The 16,748-nt window shown below is 74.7% G+C and carries 14 protein-coding genes and 1 rRNA gene; 11 read left to right on the top strand and 4 right to left on the bottom strand.

All coding sequences use genetic code 11. From position 1 onward, the window contains the following. The first annotated feature begins 177 nt into the window (after nucleotides 1-177). Both rrf and ACZ3ZD_RS35665 read left to right on the top strand, forming a co-directional pair. Nucleotides 178-293 (top strand): 5S ribosomal RNA (rrf, locus tag ACZ3ZD_RS35670). Nucleotides 294-1,576: 1,283 nt separating this feature from the next. Next, nucleotides 1,577-2,392 carry a tetratricopeptide repeat protein gene (locus ACZ3ZD_RS35665; RefSeq protein ID WP_467407150.1) on the top strand — a complete coding sequence of 272 codons (816 nt, stop codon included), beginning with the start codon at nucleotides 1,577-1,579 and terminating at the stop codon, nucleotides 2,390-2,392. Nucleotides 2,393-2,475: 83 nt separating this feature from the next. Here ACZ3ZD_RS35665 and ACZ3ZD_RS35660 read toward each other — a convergent pair whose 3' ends face one another. Further along, nucleotides 2,476-3,759, bottom strand: a complete 1,284-nt coding sequence (locus ACZ3ZD_RS35660) for a DUF1015 domain-containing protein (RefSeq protein ID WP_467407140.1) — start codon at nucleotides 3,757-3,759, stop codon at nucleotides 2,476-2,478. Between the two features lie 74 nt (nucleotides 3,760-3,833). On the opposite strand from ACZ3ZD_RS35660, the gene ACZ3ZD_RS35655 reads away from it, so the two are divergent. The 4 genes from ACZ3ZD_RS35655 to ACZ3ZD_RS35640 all read left to right on the top strand — a co-directional run bounded on the left by ACZ3ZD_RS35655 (nucleotide 3,834) and on the right by ACZ3ZD_RS35640 (nucleotide 7,887). Beyond that, nucleotides 3,834-4,862 carry an HAD hydrolase-like protein gene (locus tag ACZ3ZD_RS35655; RefSeq protein WP_467407136.1) on the top strand — a complete coding sequence of 343 codons (1,029 nt, stop codon included), beginning with the start codon at nucleotides 3,834-3,836 and terminating at the stop codon, nucleotides 4,860-4,862. Between the two features lie 78 nt (nucleotides 4,863-4,940). Then, entirely contained in the window at nucleotides 4,941-5,984 is a 1,044-nt protein-coding gene (locus ACZ3ZD_RS35650; protein WP_467407133.1) for a FecCD family ABC transporter permease, read from the top strand. Beyond that, nucleotides 5,981-7,027 carry a FecCD family ABC transporter permease gene (locus ACZ3ZD_RS35645; RefSeq protein ID WP_467407130.1) on the top strand — a complete coding sequence of 349 codons (1,047 nt, stop codon included), beginning with the start codon at nucleotides 5,981-5,983 and terminating at the stop codon, nucleotides 7,025-7,027. The genes ACZ3ZD_RS35650 and ACZ3ZD_RS35645 overlap by 4 nt, the downstream gene beginning before the upstream one ends. Continuing rightward, nucleotides 7,024-7,887, top strand: coding sequence for an ABC transporter ATP-binding protein (locus ACZ3ZD_RS35640; RefSeq protein ID WP_467407126.1), 864 nt, complete (start codon nucleotides 7,024-7,026; stop codon nucleotides 7,885-7,887). The genes ACZ3ZD_RS35645 and ACZ3ZD_RS35640 overlap by 4 nt, the downstream gene beginning before the upstream one ends. Here ACZ3ZD_RS35640 and ACZ3ZD_RS35635 read toward each other — a convergent pair. Then, complete coding sequence (locus ACZ3ZD_RS35635; RefSeq protein WP_467407124.1) at nucleotides 7,871-8,218, bottom strand: sterol-binding protein; 348 nt, start codon at nucleotides 8,216-8,218, stop codon at nucleotides 7,871-7,873. The two genes, ACZ3ZD_RS35640 and ACZ3ZD_RS35635, sit on opposite strands and share 17 nt — an antisense overlap. A gap of 41 nt (nucleotides 8,219-8,259) precedes the next feature. Between ACZ3ZD_RS35635 and ACZ3ZD_RS35630 the strand changes: the two genes are divergently transcribed. The 5 genes from ACZ3ZD_RS35630 (at nucleotide 8,260) to ACZ3ZD_RS35610 (ending at nucleotide 13,723) form a co-directional block, all read left to right on the top strand. Next, the gene (locus ACZ3ZD_RS35630) at nucleotides 8,260-8,556 is read left to right on the top strand and encodes a hypothetical protein (protein ID WP_467407121.1); all 297 of its coding nucleotides are present in this window, start codon (nucleotides 8,260-8,262) and stop codon (nucleotides 8,554-8,556) included. Nucleotides 8,557-8,563: 7 nt separating this feature from the next. Next, a complete protein-coding gene (locus tag ACZ3ZD_RS35625; protein WP_467407119.1) occupies nucleotides 8,564-9,379 on the top strand; it encodes a TlyA family RNA methyltransferase in 816 nt (271 codons plus the stop codon). Further along, a complete protein-coding gene (locus ACZ3ZD_RS35620) occupies nucleotides 9,376-10,293 on the top strand; it encodes an NAD kinase (protein WP_467407117.1) in 918 nt (305 codons plus the stop codon). Before ACZ3ZD_RS35625 ends, ACZ3ZD_RS35620 begins: the two co-directional genes overlap by 4 nt. A 39-nt stretch (nucleotides 10,294-10,332) precedes the next feature. Beyond that, the gene (recN, locus tag ACZ3ZD_RS35615; RefSeq protein ID WP_467407114.1) at nucleotides 10,333-12,075 is read left to right on the top strand and encodes a DNA repair protein RecN; all 1,743 of its coding nucleotides are present in this window, start codon (nucleotides 10,333-10,335) and stop codon (nucleotides 12,073-12,075) included. A 466-nt stretch (nucleotides 12,076-12,541) separates the two neighbouring features. Beyond that, entirely contained in the window at nucleotides 12,542-13,723 is a 1,182-nt protein-coding gene (locus tag ACZ3ZD_RS35610) for a glycosyltransferase family 4 protein (protein WP_467407112.1), read from the top strand. Here the strand turns inward: ACZ3ZD_RS35610 and ACZ3ZD_RS35605 are convergent, their stop codons facing one another. Together ACZ3ZD_RS35605 and ACZ3ZD_RS35600 are read right to left on the bottom strand one after the other, a co-directional pair. Beyond that, a complete protein-coding gene (locus ACZ3ZD_RS35605; RefSeq protein WP_467407108.1) occupies nucleotides 13,724-15,370 on the bottom strand; it encodes a PucR family transcriptional regulator in 1,647 nt (548 codons plus the stop codon). It abuts the gene before it with no gap. A gap of 43 nt (nucleotides 15,371-15,413) precedes the next feature. Beyond that, on the bottom strand, nucleotides 15,414-16,742 hold the full coding sequence (locus ACZ3ZD_RS35600; RefSeq protein WP_467407103.1) for an FAD-binding oxidoreductase: 1,329 nt from the start codon (nucleotides 16,740-16,742) through the stop codon (nucleotides 15,414-15,416). Between the last annotated feature and the right edge of the window lie 6 nt (nucleotides 16,743-16,748).

Below are 16,748 nucleotides of genomic sequence, written 5' to 3'. Positions count from 1 at the left end.
GTTGATAGGCCGGATCTGGAAGCACGGTAACGTGTGGAGGTGACCGGTACTAATAGGCCGAGGGCTTGTCCTCAGTTGCTCGCGTCCACTGTGTTAGTTCTGAGGCAACGACCGTTGCCGGTTCAGAGCAGAACGCATAATAAAAAAGTGTGCTTGTTCGCTCGAAACCATTAGGGTTTCGGTGGCCATAGCGTGAGGGAAACGCCCGGTTACATTCCGAACCCGGAAGCTAAGCCTCACAGCGCCGATGGTACTGCAGGGGGACCCTGTGGGAGAGTAGGACGCCGCCGAACAATCTTTGGAGGACCCCTGGTCCCAGCGTTCAGCTGGGACCAGGGGTCCTTTTGTTTTTACAATGCTTGCGGTACCGAAGACAGGAGTCACCATGTCCACCAACTCTCCCGACGACCGACCGGAGCGCGACCAGCGGCGACGGGACAGTGGTGACCGGGGTGACCGCGGCGGCTTCCGGCGCGACAACGACCGGCGCGACAACGACCGGCGTGGTGGTGACCGTGGCAGCTACGGGCGCCGCGATGACCGCCGTGACGACCGGAGCGACGACCGCCGTGGTGGCGGCTTCCGCCGCGAGGGCGACCGCGGTGCGCGTCCCGGTTTCCAGCGGGACGACCGCGACCGCGGCGACCGTGGCGGCTTCCGCCGTGACGACCGCCGTGACGACCGCCGTGACGACCGCGGGGACCGCGGTGGGTTCCGGCGGGACGACCGCGGCGGTGACCGTCCCTCGTACCGTCGTGACGACGACCGCGGTGGCTACGGCCGGCGCGATGACAACCGTGGTGGCGGCTTCCGTCGCGACGACCGCCGTGACGACCGTCGGGACGATCGCGACCGTGGCGACCGCGGCGGCTTCCGCCGCGACCAGGACCGGCGCGACGACCGTAGGGACGACACCCGCGACGACCGCCGTGGTGGCGGTTTCCGCCGCGAGGGCGACCGCGGCGGCCGCCCGCCGTTCCGCCGTGACGACCGTCGCGATGACCGCCGGGACGACCGTGGCGGGTTCCGGCGGGACGACCGTGGCGGTGACCGCCGGGACGACCGTGGCGGTGACCGCCCCTCCTACCGCCGCGACGACGACCGTGCCGGCTATGGCCGCCGCGACGACGACCGCGGTGGCGCCCGCCCCTCGTACCGTCGCGACGACGACCGCCGCGACGACCGTGGCGGTGACCGTCCCTCCTACCGCCGCGACGACGACCGCGGTGGCGCCCGTCCCTCCTACCGTCGTGACGACGACCGCGGCGGCTACCGCCGTGACGACCGTCGCGATGATCGGCGTGACGACCGGCGTGACGACCGGCGTGACGACCGGCGTGACGACCGTGGCGGCTTCCGGCGGGACGACCGCGACCGTGGCGACCGCGGCGGGTTCCGGCGTGACGACCGCCGTGACGACCGTGGTGGCCGTGGTCCCCGCAGGGACGACCGCGGGGACCGTGGGGGACGGCCCGGCGGTTTCCGGGGCCGGGACGGCCGGGACGGCCGGGACGACCGCCGTGGTGGCGGCCGGTTCCGTGACGAGCGGGACCGGGACCGGGAGCCGATCAAGCGGCTGCCGATCCCGGAGGACGTCACCGGCGACGAGATCGACAAGGACGTCCGGCAGGAGCTGCAGAGCCTGCCCAAGACGCTCGCCGAGGACGTCGCCAGGAACCTGGTGATGGTCGCCCGGCTGATCGACGAGGACCCCGAGGGCGCCTACGGCTACTCCAAGGTGGCCCTGCGCCTGGCGTCCCGCGTGGCCGCCGTACGGGAGGCCGCCGGGTTCGCCGCGTACGCCAACCAGAAGTACGGCGAGGCACTCGGCGAGTTCCGGGCCGCCCGGCGGATGACGGGCACCGTGGAGCTGTGGCCGGTGATGGCCGACTGCGAGCGCGGGCTCGGCCGGCCGGAGAAGGCGCTGGACATGGCCGGCGCTCCCGAGGTGCACAAGCTGGACAAGGCCGGTCAGGTCGAGATGCGGCTCGTCGCGGCCGGTGCCCGGCGTGACATGGACCAGCTGGACGCGGCCATCGTGACCCTGCAGAGCCCGGAGCTGGCCTCCAACTCGGTGCAGCCGTGGACCGCGCGCCTGCGCTACGCCTACGCCGACGCCCTGCTGGCCGCCGGCCGGGAGCCTGAGGCGCGGGAGTGGTTCGCGAAGGCCGTCGAGGCCGACCGGGACGGCAGCACGGATGCCTCCGACCGGCTCGCCGAGCTGGACGGGGTGGAGTTCGTCGACGCCCTGGCCGAGGACGCGGCCGAAGGGCCCGACGAGGTGGCGGAGTCCGGTGCGGCGGACCGGTCCGGTGAGCCCGGCGGCGCCTCCGCGGTGGACCGCGACGAGGACCGCGAAGAGGACCGCGACGAAGACCGCGACGAGGACTGACGTCGGTCCTGAGCAGTGAGAAGAGGGCAGGCCCCCAGGGAACGGGGTCTGCCCTCTTCTGCGTGGTGCCGGTGGCCGGCCGCTCAGATCTCCAGCGCGCGCAGCACCAGCCCCGAGGCCGGCTTCGGGCCGAACGAGGTCGACTTGCGGGGCATCCGCACGCCCTGCCGGGCCAGGTCGAGCACGACCTCCTCGCGGACCGGGTGCATCAGGACGGCCGTGCTGCCGTCGTGTTCCGCCTTCTCGACCGTCGCGGCCGTGTCGTGGATGTAGGCGATGTGGGCAGGGGAGTCCTCGGGGATGTGCCAGACGTGTTCGAGGAGCGTGGCGTGCAGGACGGTCGCGTCGAGGGAGCGCCAGGCGGCCGGGCGGTCCGCGGGGATCGTGCGGGCCAGCAGGTCCGGGTCCGGGCGGTCGAGCAGGTGGAAGGCGCCGTCGCCGGCCAGCAGGAAGGAGTTGCCCGCGCAGGAGGCGTCCGCGAGGGCCTCCAGGGCCTGCGCGAGGGGCACGTCGAGGTGTCGTACCCGGAACAGGCCCTCCACCGCCGTCAGCGCGTCCGCGACCGGAAGGCCGTGCAGCAGCCGGTGGATGGCGCGGACGCGCAGCGGGTAGCGCCCGGTGTCGACCAGGAGCACCAGGCCGTAGTCCCAGGGGCTGGGCGAGGGGTGCTCGGTGCGCAGCCGCCGGTAGGTGGCCCAGCGGTGGTGGCCGTCGGCGATCAGGGCCTGGCGGGTGGCCAGGTCGGTCTGGATACGGGTGAGGTCGTCGGGGTCGGTCACGGACCACAGGCGGTGCTGGAAGCCGTCCTCGGTGGTCGTGGCCAGCAGGGGCGGGCGGGCCGCCGTACGCTCGACGACCTCGGCCGCCGTGCCGTCGCCCCGGTAGGTGAGCAGCAGCGGTTCGAGGTTCGCGCGCGTGGCGCGCATCAGGGCCGCGCGGTCCGCGACCACGGGCGGCATGACGTCCTCGTGCGGCAGTACGGCACCCTCGGCGGGCTCCGTGACCTTCAGGGTCCCGATGACCCCGCGCTGGAGCATGCCGTCGCCGTCGCGCTGCTCGTAGACGTAGAGGCCCGGTGTGGGGTCGGCGGTGAGGACGCCCTCGTCCAGCCAGCGGCGCAGGGTGTCGGCGGCCTGCTCGGTGCGGGCGCTGGGGGTGCCGGCCTGGGGCAGGATCAGCCGGACGATGTTGTACGGGTCGGCCGACTGGAGGTGGTGCAGGCCGTCGGGGCGTACGACGACGTCGTAGGGCGGAGAGGTGACGGAGGCGAGGCTGCCGACCCGGTCGGGGTCGTAACGAAGGCCTCGGAACGGGGTCAGTTCCAGGCCTCGACGCGGTGTTGCCTCCCAGTGACCTGCTGTGTTCATCCCGGCATCGTACGTGTGTCAGTGGCGTGCGGGATGATCGGGGGAAAGGCGAGTGAACGAGGAGCGATGTGGACATGAGCCAGGGCGTCAGGACGAGGCCCGAGGGCAGTGGGCGGCCCCTGAGCGAGGCGTACGACACGGCGCTGCTCGATCTGGACGGGGTGGTGTACGCGGGCGGGAGCGCGATCGCGCACGCGGTCGACTCGCTGGCGGTGGCCCGGTCGGGCGGGATGCGTCTCGCGTACGTCACCAACAACGCGCTGCGGACCCCGGACGCGGTGGCCGGGCATCTGACGGAGCTGGGCATACCGACGGGCGCGGACGACGTGATCACCTCCGCGCAGGCCGTGGCGCGGCTGATCAGCGAGCAGGTGCCGGCCGGTGCGCGGGTGCTGGTGGTCGGGGGTGAGGGGCTGCGGGTGGCGCTGCGCGAGCGCGGCCTGGTGCCGGTGGAGTCGGCGGACGACGATCCGGCGGCGGTCGTGCAGGGCTATGGCGGGCCGGATCTGCCCTGGGGGCGGTTCGCGGAGGCGTCGTACGCGGTGCGGGGCGGGGTGCCGTGGTTCGCGTCCAACACCGACCTGACGATTCCGAGCGGGCGGGGCATCGCGCCGGGCAACGGGGCGGCCGTGGAGGTGGTGAGGATCGCGACGGGCGCGCAGCCGCAGGTCGCGGGCAAGCCGCTGCCGCCGATGCACCGGGAGACGATCCTGCGGACCGGTGCCGAGCGGCCGCTGGTGGTCGGGGACCGGCTGGACACGGACATCGAGGGCGCGTTCAACGGCGGGGTGGACTCGCTGCTGGTGCTGACCGGTGTCACCGACGGGGCGCAGCTGCTCGCGGCGCCGCCGCGGCACCGGCCGACGTATGTGGACGCCGATCTGCGCGGCCTGCTGACCGGCCAGCCGGAGATCACCCGGGAGGGTGAGGGTTTCCGCTGCGGCGGCTGGACGGCGACCGCCGGGGCCGAGCGGCTGGAGCTGGCCGGTGACGGCGAGGCGCTGGACGGGCTGCGGGCGCTGTGCGCGGCGGCCTGGACGGCGGCGGGGGACGGTTCCTGCGCGTTGGAGGGGGAGAAGGCGCTGGCGAGACTGGGTCTTTGACGGTGCACCAGCCAGGGGCGGGCGGAAGTCGCCGCACCGGGATCGTGCGGCCATGCGAGGGTAGGCTAACCTAACCTGGTGTTGGTCGACAGTCCTACGGAACCGCGCGCGGAGACCGCCCCCGCGCCCCCAACCCGCCGGGCGGCGCGGGCCCTTGGGCTCCTGCTCTCGGTCCTGCTGCTGGTGCTCGTCGCCGTGGCGAGCATCGCGATCGGGGCCAAAGCGCTGCCCTTGGACCAGGTCTGGCACGGCCTGTTCCACGACACGGGCACGTACGGCGACGTGGTCGTCGACGAGCGGCTCTCGCGTACGGTCCTCGGCCTGCTGGTCGGCGCCGCGCTCGGCCTGTCCGGCGCGGTCCTCCAGGCGCTGACCCGCAATCCGCTGGCCGACCCCGGGCTGCTCGGCATCAACGCGGGTGCCTCGGCGGCGGTCGTCACGGCCGTCACCTACGCCGGAGTCACCAGCTTCACCGGCTATGTGTGGTTCGCGTTCCTGGGGGCCTCGGCGGTCGGCGCGCTGGTGTGGTTCCTCGGCGGCGGCCGGGGCGCCACCCCGGTACGGCTCGCGCTCGCGGGCACGGCGATCAGCGCGGCCCTGTACGGCTACCTCCAGGCCGTGATGATCATGGACGGTGCGGCACTGTCCAGGATGCGTTTCTGGACGGTGGGTTCCCTGGCCTCGGCCGGCTACTCGACCATCACGCAGGTGCTGCCGTTCCTCGCGGTCGGCATGGTGCTCGCGTTCGCGCTGGCCCGGCCGCTCAACGCCGTGGAGATGGGCGACGACACCGCGCGCGCCCTCGGCGCCCACCTCGACCGCACCCGCGCGCTGGCCATGCTGGCCGCCGTACTGCTGTGCGGTGCCGCGACCGCCGCCTGCGGTCCGATCGTCTTCGTCGGCCTGATGGTCCCGCACGTCGTGCGCTCCTTCACCGGGCCCGACCTGCGCTGGATCCTGCCGTACGCCACGGTCCTGGCGCCCGTGCTGCTGCTCGGCGCCGATGTCGCCGGGCGGGTCGTGGCTCGGCCCGCCGAGCTTCAGGTGGGCATCGTCACCGCGATCATCGGCGGCCCGGTCTTCATCTTTCTCGTACGACGGCGGAGGACGGCCCAGCTGTGAAGACACACTCCAGGAGTCGTGCCGTACGCACCCCCGGCGGGCTCTCCCTGCGTCTGGAGCCGCGTGTCCTGATCGTCGTCGTGCTGCTGCTGGCCGCCGCCTGCGCCGCGGGTGTCGCCCTGATCGGCACCGGCGACGCGAAGATCCCGGCGGCCGACGTGCTGCGCACGCTCGCCGGGAACGGCAACGCCTACCAGGACTTCATCGTCAACGAACTGCGGCTGCCCCGGGTCCTCGTCGGCCTGCTGGTCGGTGCCTCACTCGGCCTCGGCGGCGCGCTGTTCCAGTCCGTCTCCCGCAACCCGCTGGGCAGCCCGGATCTGCTCGGCCTGTCCCAGGGCTCCACGGCCGGCGCGCTGGTCGTGATCGTGCTGCTGTCCGGCAGCGCCTCCCAGGTCACCGTGGGCGCGCTGGCGGGGGGCCTGGCGACCGGTCTCGGCCTGTACGCGCTCGCCTGGAAGCAGGGCGTGCACGGGTACCGGCTGGTGCTGGTCGGTATCGGCGTCAACGCGGTCATGACGGCGGTCAACGGCTATCTGCTCACCAAGGCCGACCTGGTCGACGCGACCCGCGCCGTGGTGTGGATGACCGGCTCCCTGGGCGGGCGCGACTGGGACCAGGTGTGGCCGCTGCTCGGGCTGTGCGCCGTCCTGGTCCCGCTGGTCCTCGTCAACGGGCGCGCGCTGCGGATGATGGAGATGGGTGACGACGTCTCCCACGCGCTCGGCGTGCGGGTGCAGCGCGTCAGGCTGCTGCTGATGGTCTCCGCGGTGCTGCTCACCGCCGCCGCCACGGCCGCCGCCGGCCCCGTCAGCTTCGTCGCGCTGACCGCGCCGCAGCTCGCCCGCCGCCTCACCCGCTCGCCCGGGCCGAACCTGGTGGCCTCGCTGTGCATGGGGGCGACCCTGCTGGTCGCCGCCGACTGGGCCTCCCAGCGCGCCTTCGGCGCCGACCAGCTGCCCGTCGGCGTGGTCACCGGTGTCCTCGGCGGCGCCTACCTGCTGTGGCTGCTGGTCACCGAACGCCGGGCGGGCCGGATATGAAGCGGGCGCAGGGCCCGGACCCGAGCGACGCACACCCGAACACGACTAGGAGCACCGTGAACCGCCTGTCCGCCGAGAACGTCACCCTCGCCTACGACCAGCGGGTCATCGCCGAGCAGCTGTCGGTGGAGATCCCGGACAACTCCTTCACGGTGATCGTCGGTCCGAACGCGTGCGGCAAGTCGACGCTGCTGCGGGCGCTGTCGCGGATGCTCAGGCCCAGCCAGGGGCGGGTGCTGCTGGACGGACAGGCCATCCAGTCGATGCCCGCGAAGAAGGTCGCGCGGACCCTCGGCCTGCTGCCGCAGTCGTCCATCGCGCCCGACGGCATCACGGTCGCCGACCTCGTCGGGCGGGGCCGCTACCCGCACCAGGGCCTGCTGCGGCAGTGGTCGGCGGAGGACGAGCGGGTCGTGAACGAGTCGATGCGGCGGACCGGGGTCGCGGAGCTGGCCGAACGGTACGTCGACGAGCTGTCCGGCGGACAGCGGCAGCGGGTGTGGATCGCCATGGCGCTCGCCCAGCAGACCCCGCTGCTGCTCCTGGACGAGCCGACCACCTACCTGGACATCCAGCACCAGATCGACGTCCTCGACCTGTGCGCCGAGCTGCACGAGGAGCAGGGCCGGACGCTGGTGGCGGTGCTGCACGACCTCAACCACGCCGCCCGCTACGCCACCCACCTCATCGCCCTGCGCGGCGGCGCGGTGATCGCGGAGGGCGCCCCCCACGACATCGTCACGGCCGACCTGGTCGAGCAGGTCTTCGGCCTGCGCTGCCAGGTCATCGCCGACCCGGAGACGGGCACCCCGCTGGTGGTGCCGGCCGCGCGGAAGGCACGGGTCACAGCAGCTTCCTGAGCCGGAACAGGTCCAGCAGGGTCGCCTCCAGCCTGACCCGGCCCGAGCCCCAGGCGGTCGCGAAGTTCAGTTCGCCGCCGACCAGGGCCAGCAGGTCGTCGCCGGCCATGGCGAGCCTGATCTGCGCGCGGTCGCGGGGCGGGCCGGGGACGGTGTCGTCCACCTCGATGCGGCCGCCGGTCAGCCGGCCGGCGAAGGTGACGTCCAGGTCGGTGATGTGGCAGGTCACCGAGCGGTCCAGCGCGGCGGCCGCGCGGACCTCGCCCCCGGCGCCCTGCATGTTGTCCGAAAGCTTGCCCAGTGCCCGACGGCACTCCTCGATCGTGGCCATCGCCCCGACGGTACCCCAGTGGTTCGGGGTAGCGTCTGGGCATGAGCGAGTCCGTGTCCGATGCCGAGATCGGCACCGAGGCGGCGCCCGCGTCCGACCCCGCGGCGCCCGCCCCCCTGAACGTCCCCCGCACCCCCACCGGCGACGCCGAGGTCGACGCCCGGCTGGACCGGCTGGCCGACGCCGACCACCTCCCCACCGACGGCCACCTGGAGGTGTACGAGGATGTACACCGGGGGCTGCGCGACGCGCTCACCGCGCTCGACGCCCGCCCGGGACCTCCGGCGCCCTCACCGTCGTACCCGGCGTCACCGGCGCCGTACCAGAGCAGGAGCTGAACCGAACGTGGCAGGAGTCGCACGCCGCCGTCTCGACGCGGAGCTGGTCCGCCGGAAGCTCGCCCGCTCGCGCGAGCACGCCAGCCAGCTGATCGCCGCCGGCCGGGTCACCGTCGGCAAGACCGTGGCGACCAAGCCGGCCACGCAGGTGGAGACCGCGGCGGCGATCGTCGTCCAGGCCGACGACAGCGATCCGGAGTACGTCTCCCGGGGCGGGCACAAGCTCGCCGGCGCGCTGGCGGCCTTCGTCCCGCAGGGGCTCGTGGTCGAGGGCCGGCGCGCGCTGGACGCGGGCGCCTCCACCGGCGGCTTCACCGACGTCCTGCTGCGCGCGGGCGCCGCGCACGTCGTCGCCGTCGACGTCGGGTACGGACAGCTCGCCTGGTCTCTCCAGAGCGATGAACGCGTCACCGTCAAGGACCGTACGAACGTACGCGAGTTGACGCTTGAGGCGATCGATGGGGAACCGGTGGATCTTGTCGTGGGCGATCTGTCCTTCATCCCGCTCGGGCTGGTGCTGCCGGCCCTGAAGCGGTGCGTGAGGGCGGACGCCGACCTGGTGATGATGGTCAAGCCGCAGTTCGAGGTGGGGAGGGAGCGGCTGGGCAGCGGGGGTGTCGTACGGAGTCCGCAGCTGCGGGCGGAGGCCGTGCGGGCAGTGGCCGAGAAGGCCTGGGAGCTGGGGCTCGGGGTGCAGGGTGTCACCGCGAGTCCGCTGCCCGGCCCCTCGGGGAACGTCGAGTACTTTCTCTGGCTGCGGGCGGGTGCACCCCGGGTGGACCCGGCCGACGTCGACCGTGCAGTGGCGGAGGGGCCGCGTTGACACAGAACCTGGCGCGTACGGTTTTCCTGCTCGCCCACACCGGGCGGCCCGCGGCGATCCGCAGCGCGGAACTCGTCGTCAAGGGCCTGCTGCGGCATGGCATCGGGGTGCGGGTGCTGGAGGAGGAGGCGCGCGACCTGCCGCTGCCGGACGAGGTGCAGCTGGTCAAGGAGGCCACCCCCCAGTGCCTCGACGGGTGCGAGCTGCTGATCGTGCTCGGCGGCGACGGCACCCTGCTGCGCGGCGCGGAGTTCGCCCGGGCGTCCGGGGTGCCGATGCTCGGCGTCAACCTCGGGCGCGTCGGGTTCCTCGCGGAGGCCGAGCGGGACGACCTCGACCGGGTCGTGGACCGGGTGGTGGCCCGGTCCTACGAGGTCGAGGAGCGGATGACCGTCGACGTCGTCGTGCACCGCAACGGGGACATCGTGCACACCGACTGGGCGCTGAACGAGGCGGCCGTGCAGAAGGCCGGCGCCGAGAAGCTGCTGGAAGTCGTGCTGGAGATCGACGGGCGGCCGGTGACGGGCTTCGGGTGCGACGGGGTGGTCCTGTCGACGCCCACCGGATCCACCGCCTACGCCTTCTCCGCCGGGGGACCGGTGGTGTGGCCGGAGGTGGAGGCGCTGCTGATGGTGCCGATCAGTGCGCACGCGCTGTTCGCGAAGCCGCTGGTGACCTCGCCGAACTCGGTGCTGGCGGTGGAGGTGCTGCCGCACATCCCGCCGGGCGTGCTGTGGTGCGACGGGCGGCGGACCGTGGAGCTGCCGCCGGGGGCGCGGGTGGAGGTGCGGCGCGGGGCCGTGCCGGTGCGGCTCGCCCGGTTGCACCATTCGTCCTTCACGGACCGGTTGGTGGCGAAGTTCGCGTTGCCCACCACGGGATGGCGGGGGGCGCCGCACCACTCCTCGGAGTGACAAGGGCGGGCCATGTGCACTCCCCGCCCCGGACCTCGTATGGTCTGTTCCGTGTTGGAGGAGATGCGGATACGGTCGCTCGGGGTCATCGACGACGCTGTCGTCGAGCTGTCGCCGGGGTTCACCGCCGTCACCGGTGAGACGGGTGCGGGCAAGACCATGGTGGTCACCAGCCTGGGGCTGCTGCTCGGTGGCAGGGCGGACCCGGCGCTCGTGCGGATCGGGGCGGAGAAGGCGGTCGTGGAGGGCCGGGTCGCCGTACCCGCCGGCACCGCCGCCGTCGTGCGCGCCGAGGAGGCCGGGGCCGAGCTGGACGACGGGGCCCTGCTGATCAGCCGTACCGTTTCCGCCGAGGGCCGCTCCCGGGCGCACCTGGGCGGCCGCAGTGTGCCCGTCGGGCTGCTCGCCGAGCTGGCCGACGACCTGGTGGCCGTGCACGGGCAGACCGACCAGCAGGGGCTGCTGAAGCTGTCCCGGCAGCGGCAGGCGCTGGACCGGTACGCGGGCGACACCGTCGCCGTGCCGCTCGCCAAGTACACCGAGGCGTACAAGCGGCTGCGGGCCGTCTCCGCCGAGCTGGAGGAGATCACCACGCGCGCGCGTGAGCGGGCGCAGGAAGCCGACATGCTGCGCTACGGGCTCGACGAGATCGCCGCCGTGGAGCCGCGGGCCGGGGAGGACGTGGAGCTGGCCGAGGAGGCCGAGCGGCTCGGGCACGCCGAGGCGCTGGCGTCCGCCGCGACGGCCGCGCACGCCGCCCTGGCGGGCAACCCGGAGGACCCCGAGGGCATCGACGCCTCGACGCTCGTCGCGGGCGCCCACCGGGCCCTGGAGGCGGTGCGGGCGCACGATCCGTCGCTGGCCCAGCTCGCCGACCGCATCGGCGAGATCGGCATCCTGCTCGGTGACGTGGCCGGTGAACTGGCGGGGTACGCCGACGACCTCGACGCCGACCCGCTGCGGCTGGCCGCGGTGGAGGAGCGCCGGGCCGCGCTGACCGCGTTGACGCGCAAGTACGGCGAGGACGTGAGCGCGGTCCTGTCCTGGGCCGAGCGGAGCGCGGCGCGGCTGACCGAGCTGGACGGCGACGACGAGCGGATCGGGGAGCTGACCGCCGAGCGCGACGCCCTGCGCACCGAACTGGGCGGGCTCGCCCAGGCGCTGACGGACGCGCGGACGGAGGCCGCCGAGCGGTTCGCCGCCGCGGTGACCGCCGAGCTGGCCTCGCTGGCGATGCCCCACGCGCGCGTGTCCTTCGACATCCGGCAGACCGAGGACCCGGAGGGCGTCGAGGTCGGCGGCCGGCCGGTCGCCTACGGCTCCTCGGGCGCAGACGAGGTCGAGCTGCTGCTCGCCCCGCACCCGGGCGCCCCGCCACGGCCCATCGCCAAGGGCGCCTCCGGCGGTGAGCTGTCCCGCGTCATGCTGGCCGTGGAGGTCGTGTTCGCGGGCACCGACCCGGTGCCGACGTACCTGTTCGACGAGGTCGACGCCGGTGTCGGCGGCAAGGCGGCCGTCGAGATCGGACGGCGGCTGGCCAAGCTCGCCAGGACCGCGCAGGTCGTCGTGGTCACCCACCTGCCCCAGGTCGCCGCGTTCGCCGACCGCCAGCTGCTGGTGGAGAAGACCGACGACGGCTCCGTCACCCGCTCCGGCGTGAAGGTCCTGGAGGGCGAGGAACGCATCCGCGAGCTGTCCCGGATGCTGGCGGGCCAGGAGGACTCCGAGACGGCCCGCGCCCACGCCGAGGAACTCCTGGCGACGGCCAGGGCCGACGCCTGAGCCCGGGCCGGGCGCTCCTCCCCGCGCTGGGGGCGTGCGTTCCCGGTTTCGCGCCGGGGTGGCGGTCGGGGTGGGAAACCGGCGCGCGGGGGCTGCTCCCGTGCGCCGTCGGACCGGCCGGCGTTGCCCGGTGAGACGACCGGGGGAGTGCGCGGGCACGGCCGGCGCGGGCGGCTGACCTCGTCGGACGCCCGCGCACGGCGTTCGGCCGGGGCACGGGTTCCTTCACCCGTGTGGGTGATGTGCTCCGGCGCATTGCCCCGGGCCGCCGCGCGGTACGCCCTCCCGAATGGCCCTGAACGGCCGTACGGGCTGGCATGCTTGACGGGGAAGACGGGGCGGGCAGGGGGTCCGGACGGTCCGCGCGGGAGGCGCGCGAGGTGCGTCCCTCCGCCCCCCGCAGCCCGCTACCTTCTGTACGTTCCCTCGTGACCGCCCCCGCCGTGAACCAGGAGCCCCGGCCCCCGTGACCCCCGTGAGCAGCAAGGCACCGCACGGCCAGTCGCCGCTGCGCACCGTGCAGGTGCTCGGCGGAGGCAACGCCGGCAGCAGCGCGCACGTGCGCTCCCTGGCCGAGGGGCTCGTGGCGAGGGGCGTGCGCGTCACGGTGTGCGCCCCCGCCGAGGCGGACCGCGCCTACGACTTCACCGGGGCCGGCGCCGACCACGTGCACGTGCCGCGCAGCAGCGACCCGGTCTCGGTGGCCGCGCTCCGCACGGCCTGCGCCCACGCCGACCTGGTGCACGCGCACGGCCTGCACGCCTCCTTCCGGGCCGTGCTCGCGCTCGGCGGCCGCACCACCCCGCTGGTGGTCACCTGGCACAACCGGGCCCACGCCGAGGGCCCGCGGGCCCATCTGCTGCGGATGCTGGAGCGACGGGTGGTGAAGACCGCGGCCGTGGTCCTCGGCACCAGCTCCGACCTGGTCGACCGGGCCCGGCGGACCGGCGCCCGGGACGCCCGGCTCGCTGCCGTCGCCCTGCCGGCCCGGCGCCGGCCCGGCGGCCTCCTCGGCGCGGCCGCCCCCGGTCCCGACGCCCCCGACGACGGCCTGGACGACCCCGACCGGCTGCGGCCCAAGATCCGCGCCGAACTCGGCGCCACCGGACGCCCGTTGCTCATCGCCGTCGGCTCCCTGGACCGCCACCGCGGCTACGACGTGCTGCTCGACGCGGCCCGCACCTGGCGGGACCTGGACCCGGCACCGCTCGTCGTCGTCGCCGGCGAGGGCCCACTGCGGCCGGTGCTGCAACGGCGGATCGAGGACGAGGAACTGCCGGTGCGGCTCATCGGCCACCGGGACGACGCCTCCGAGCTGCTCGCCGCCGCCGACCTGGCCCTGTTGACCAGCAGATGGGAGTCGCGGTCCGTGCTCGCCCAGGAGGCCCTGCACGCGCGCGTGCCGCTCGTCGCCACCCGCGTCGGCGGCATCCCGGACCTCGTCGGCGACGCCGCCGAACTCGTCCCCTACGGCGACCCGGACGCCCTCGCCCACACCGTCGTCCGCCTGCTCGCCGAGCCGGAGCGGTGCGCGCTGCTGCGGGAGCGCGGCGCGCGACAGGCCGCCACCTGGCCCACCGAGGACGAGACGGTCGCCCAAGTGCTCAGCGTGTACGACGAGTTGACCCAGCCGAGACCGCTGGCCTAGCTAGGGCACGTGCCGGCGGGCGCGCAGGGCCAGGCTCAACGCCAGTACCGTCTGCGGGTCGTCGAGGTCGGTGCCCAGCAACTCCCCGATCCGGGCCAGCCGGTTGTACAGCGTCTGCCGGTTCAGGTGCAGCTCGCGGGCCGTCTCCGCCTTGCGGCCGGCGTGCGCGAGATAGGTCTCCAGGGTCGGCAGCAGCGGCGGCTTGGAGCGGTGGTCGTGATCGCGCAGCGGGCCGATCGCGCGGTCCACGAACGCCGCCAGGTCCGGGTGCTCGCGCAGCCGCCACAGCAGCAGGTCGATGTCGAGGCGCCGGGCGTCGTACCAGGGCCGGTCGGTCAGGCCCTGGGCCGCCGTCGCCGTCTCCGCCGCGTGCCGCAGCCCCGCCGAGGCCGCCGCCCAGCCGCCCGCCACCCCGACGACCACCACCGGCGGCGGCGAGCCCGGCCGGCGCATCCCGGCCCGCTCCACGCCCGCCCGCAGCGCCGCCGCCACCCGGTCCGCGACCGCCGCCCGCTCCGACTCCGAGCGCAGCCCCAGCAGCACCAGCACCCGGCCCTCCACGGGCCGCACCCCGAGCAGCACCGGCACGCCCACCGCGGCCAGCTCCTCGGAGACCGCCCGGGCCAGCACCGCCCAGCCCCCGCCGGGAGTGAGGGTGTCCCCGATCCGCATCACCACCGGAAGCAGCGGGCTGCCGCCGGGTTTGAAGCCGAGGACCCGGGCCTGCGCCGGGGCGTCCTCCGCCGTGATCCGGCCCTCGGCGAGATCGGTGAGGAAGTCGCCGCGCCCGCGCGCCGCCAGCTCCTCCTCCTGCCGGGCCTGCATCAGCACCACGGCCAGGATGCCCGCGGCCCGCTCGGCGGCGATCCGGTGCACCGGGGACAGCGGGGAGCGCACCGGCAGCAGCACCAGGCGGGCCCGCACCGAACCCGCCGTACCCGGGCCGCCGCCCGGCACGTCCACCAGCACCGAACCCGCGGGCGGCGGGGCCTCCTTGTGCGGGCCGCGCAGCCCCTCCCACACCTGGAGCGGGTCCGCGCCCTCGGGCCCGGCACCGGCGGCGTACAGCAGCCGGCCGTCGGCCGTCTCCAGGAACACCGGGTTGTCGCCGAAGTCGGCGAGGATGCCCAGCACCTGCGGCACCCCGCCGCCGCCCAGCAGCGCCTCGGTGCAGCGCCGGTGCACCTCCTCCGCGCGCTGGAGCAGCGCGTAGTGGCCGTTGACGATCTCGGTGTGGATCTCCTCGGTCACCGTCACGAACGGCACCTCGCGGTGCAGCTGGACCAGCGGCAGACCGGCCGCCCGGGCCGTGTCCACCAGGGCGGCCGGCAGCCGGGCGAACCGCGGGCCCAGCTCCACCACCAGGGCGGCGATCCCCCGCTCGGCCAGGGTCCGCACGAACGCCCGCTGCTCGGCCGGCCGGGTGCCCAGGCCGTAGCCGGTGGTGAGCAGCAGCTCACCGCCCTTGAGCAGCGAGGCGATGTTCGGGACCTCGCCCGCGTGCACCCAGCGCACGGTACGGCCGAGCCGGTCGGCGCCCGCCAGGACCTCCGGGAGTCCGCTGCGCAGCCCGGGCAGCTCCAGTGCCCGCCGCACGGTGATGCCGGCGCCCTGGGTGTCGAGTCGGTGGTCCGTACGGCTGTCCATGCGGCGACGCTACCTGCGACGACCTCCTCAGGACAGCTCCCGGCTACAGCGGCCGGACGGTGTGGTTGAAACGGAAGACGTTGTCGGGGTCGTACCGCCGCTTCACCTTCTCCAGACGCAGCAGGTTCCCCTCGCCGAGTCCCGCCCGGACCCGCTCGGGGCCCTCGTCGCCGACGAGGGTGAGGGGGACGGCATCCGCGCTCCAGGGGCGTACGCCGGCGCACACCTCCCGGACCCAGGCGAGGGCCCGCTCGTCGTCGGCCGGGTCCGTCCAGCGGGCGTAGGGGTGCACGATCCAGGCCGCCCGCTGGTAGGGCAGCGAATGATCCGTGGCCGCGGCGGCGACCGATCCGCCGAGCGGCAGCAGCATGAGCCGGGAACCCGGCACCGGCAGGTCCGCCGCGAGGGCGCAGACGGCGTCCACGGCCGCGTCGGGCAGACCGGTCAGACACCGGGCCGACCAGTTGGCCCGCATCCGCCCGGGCGGGTACGGCAGCCCCAGCGCCCAAGCGCCGTACACCTCCGCCTCGTGCGGCAGCGCCGTCAGCGGCCGGACCAGCGGGCGCAGCTCCTCCTCGCCGCCCGCGTACGTCACCAGGACGGCGCAGCCCGGTCCCGTCCGCCCGGACAGGCACAGTGCCGTCCCGCCCACCTGGTCCGGGCCCGCGTCGACGACCTCGCGGAACGCGCGTACCGCGGCCGGGCCGGACTCCGGCGGGTACAGCACCGCGACGGCGGCGAGCCGGGGCAGCTCGTGCAGCGCCAGGGTCAGCGCGGTCGCGACGCCGAAATTGCCGCCCGCGCCGTGCAGCGCCCGGAACAGCTCCGGGTTCTCGTCGGGGTCGGCGCGCACCCGCTCGGCGTCGGCGGTGACCAGCTCCACCCCGATGAGATGGTCCGCGACGGGTCCGACGGCGCGGTCCAGCGGGCCGGTGCCGCCGCCCAGGACGCAGCCGGCGACGCCGACGCCCGGGGCCCGGCCGACGGTCGCCGCGAGGCCGTGGGGCAGCGTGGCCCGGTCGAGGTGGGCCACCGTCGCCCCACCGCCCACCCGGGCCGCCTCGGCCGCCGGGTCGACGGTCACCTGGTGCATCCGGCGCAGGTCCACCTCCAGCGCGCCGTCCACCCGGGTGCCCGCGAGGCCGAGGCCGCCGCCGCGCACCGCGACGCGCAGGTCAAGCTCCCGCGCGAAGCGCACGGCCCGCACCACGTCCGTCACGTGCGCGCACCGGGCGATCACGGCCGGACGCCGGTCGGTCCTGGCGTTGGGGACGGCCCGCGCGTCGTCGTACCCGGGATCCCCCGGCGCGAAGACCTCGCCGGCCAGCTCCGCGCGGAGCGCCGCGAGGGCGGTGTGCGCCTTGGAAGCCATGGCCGC

This window comes from Streptomyces sp. NPDC023481, from assembly GCF_055560195.1.
This window is presented reverse-complemented; position numbering and strand designations above follow the sequence as displayed.

Coding starts and splice junctions, on each gene's coding strand:
- ACZ3ZD_RS35640 (WP_467407126.1), top strand. CDS start 7,024: ATGAAGCGGGCGCAGGGCCCGGACCCGAGCGACGCACACCCGAACACG.
- ACZ3ZD_RS35600 (WP_467407103.1), bottom strand. CDS start 16,742: ATGGCTTCCAAGGCGCACACCGCCCTCGCGGCGCTCCGCGCGGAGCTG.
- ACZ3ZD_RS35635 (WP_467407124.1), bottom strand. CDS start 8,218: ATGGCCACGATCGAGGAGTGCCGTCGGGCACTGGGCAAGCTTTCGGAC.
- ACZ3ZD_RS35630 (WP_467407121.1), top strand. CDS start 8,260: ATGAGCGAGTCCGTGTCCGATGCCGAGATCGGCACCGAGGCGGCGCCC.
- ACZ3ZD_RS35605 (WP_467407108.1), bottom strand. CDS start 15,370: ATGGACAGCCGTACGGACCACCGACTCGACACCCAGGGCGCCGGCATC.
- recN (WP_467407114.1), top strand. CDS start 10,333: ATGGTCTGTTCCGTGTTGGAGGAGATGCGGATACGGTCGCTCGGGGTC.
- ACZ3ZD_RS35655 (WP_467407136.1), top strand. CDS start 3,834: ATGAGCCAGGGCGTCAGGACGAGGCCCGAGGGCAGTGGGCGGCCCCTG.
- ACZ3ZD_RS35660 (WP_467407140.1), bottom strand. CDS start 3,759: ATGAACACAGCAGGTCACTGGGAGGCAACACCGCGTCGAGGCCTGGAA.